Origin of the sequence: Protofrankia sp. CiP1_Cm_nod1 (assembly GCF_920888515.1) — a bacterium.
GTDB lineage: Bacteria > Actinomycetota > Actinomycetes > Frankiales > Frankiaceae > Protofrankia.
Window position 1 is genome coordinate 1 of sequence record NZ_CAKKTM010000101.1, and the last position, 1,580, is coordinate 1,580.

Sequence of the window (1,580 nt, forward strand, 5' to 3'; positions counted from 1 at the left end):
CTTCCTACGAGCTGCCGAAGGTCGGGCGGGTCGCGGTCAGCGTCAATGATCCGAGGCATCTCCGCGAACTGGTCGAGGCGACACGCCTCAGCGTTGACCGTACGATGATCGACAGGTACCGATCGTTGTTGCGGAGTCGACAGCGGCCGGACCGCGGGGCGCGCTACTTCGCCCCTGCCAGTTCGATCACGAGCCGGTCAGCTTCGCGGATCAGCGGCTCGGCCAAGTCCGGATGATCGTCGAAGTTGCGGGTCATCCGGATCAGTTCGGCGCACATGAACAGGCGAGCCAGCGTGCCGGATCGGCAGGACAGGTCATCGGCGAACAGGTCAAACGCTCGCGCGGCGACGGCGGGAACGAGCAGCGAGAACGCCCACAGGGTCGCACCGTCAAGTCCACGCGGCCCCAGGCCCCACCCTTCCCAGTCCAAGAGGACCATGTTCGGCGCAGTCAGGTTCGCCCAGTGGATATCAGCATGAGCCGGCAACCACTCGTCCACGGTCGGGTCCACAGCCGTGCCGGCATACTCGCGAATCCTCCTGTTGATCAGGTCTTGTCGGACGGCTACGCGGGTCGTCTTCGTCCCGGCAAGCGCGATGAGCGATCCGCGTAGGGTGTTCCACCACTCCCCGGAGAGGTTCTGCGGTTCCTCGTGGATTTCCGGCGTCGAGCTGATTGCAGGGGACTCTACGCGGGTCGTCTCGTCTGCCCTCCACACTAGATTTCGCGTGGCGTCGAGCCAGCGTACGGAGCCGAGAAGCTGCGGTTTCGACACGCCAGTGAGAACGGAGGCGCATTCTTCCCCTGTCCACATGCGCTCGTTGATCTGACCCGCAGGCCGGAAGAGAATCTTGACCCAAGTGCCCCGATCAGTCCCGCACCCAATCGACTTTCCACCCCATCCGAAGGCCGGATTCTCGATATCGAGATCGATGGAGAGTGCCGCTGAACAGTGGTCTATCACATCAGGGACTGGGGTTTCCCGCAGGTCGAGCACCGTCATTCCTTCGGGCTAGTCGGATCTTAAGAGCACCGACCTTACTGCACTACACGCGATCGGTGCGCCCACCGTTCCCTGGGGCAACAGACGAAGATGCACCCGAGGGGTGCCCTTTCGCCATTTGCTGGTCGGTTACGGCGTGCGGCTGTTCCCCGAACCCGGCCACGGGGACCCCGGCCATCAGCCACCCTCCCAGCCGCCGGCGCCGCTGAGCTGGTCGATCCGCTCGGCCAACAGGCCGGTCAGGGCTGCGACGGAAGCGGTGGGTGAGCCGTCGAGGACTTTCATCGATTCGACCATGCCGTGGCGGATCTCCTCGCGGCGCTGCTCGAGGGCGGAGCGGCGAGCTCGGTGGATCACTGTCCGTTCTTTTATCTGATCAGATAAAGAAGCTGGTAGGGTGGGGTCTGTGAAGCTCGATCAGGACACTCGTGAGGTCATGGCGCTGCTCGACGCCGCCCTGGCTGACAGTGGTCTGACCCAGGTCGAGTTCGCGGCCGCGCTGGGAACGTCGGCGTCCAGGTTCTCCACCTACCGCTCGGGCGGGACGAAGCCGGCCGCCGTGTTCTGCTTCCGGGCG

At 64.5% G+C, this 1,580-nt stretch carries 2 protein-coding genes; both read right to left on the bottom strand.

Annotated elements, in window-relative coordinates; translation table 11 throughout:
• Positions 1-163 precede the first annotated feature (163 nt).
• On the bottom strand, positions 164-997 hold the full coding sequence (locus tag NBX02_RS05120; RefSeq protein ID WP_250284473.1) for a hypothetical protein: 834 nt from the start codon (positions 995-997) through the stop codon (positions 164-166).
• A gap of 183 nt (positions 998-1,180) precedes the next feature.
• Positions 1,181-1,360: a hypothetical protein gene (locus tag NBX02_RS05125; RefSeq protein ID WP_250284472.1), complete on the bottom strand. Its 180-nt coding sequence runs from the start codon at positions 1,358-1,360 to the stop codon at positions 1,181-1,183.
• Positions 1,361-1,580 lie beyond the last annotated feature (220 nt).